This window comes from Bartonella sp. TT110JLCBS (assembly GCF_042193405.1).
Lineage (GTDB): Bacteria > Pseudomonadota > Alphaproteobacteria > Rhizobiales > Rhizobiaceae > Bartonella.
Genome location: NZ_JBHILT010000261.1, coordinates 338 through 611 on the forward strand (window position 1 = coordinate 338; position 274 = coordinate 611).

The following is a 274-nucleotide window of genomic DNA, read 5'->3' on the forward strand; positions in this document are numbered from 1 at the left end:
GATTCAATGAACCTCCGTTAGTGACGTAGAAATTTCCACCACTTGTTAAATTAATAACCCCGTCAACAACATTACGAGAATCAGTACCTGCACTAGTACAGTTTAATGCAGCATTAGAACCATTAACCCGGATTGTCCCACTACCGTCAACATAAACATCACTAAATTGGGTACCCAAGTTTTCATTACCAATGTTAACAATCCCATTAATGTTCAGCTCACCTGTACCATTGATATAAAGCAATGGAGTGTTAAAAGAGCCGGATAAATCGGT

At 38.7% G+C, this 274-nt stretch carries 1 protein-coding gene; it reads right to left on the bottom strand.

What is annotated here, in order from left to right:
• Nucleotides 1-274: hypothetical protein (locus ACFILW_RS10820; RefSeq protein ID WP_375685833.1), on the bottom strand; the 274-nt coding region annotated here is incomplete at both ends.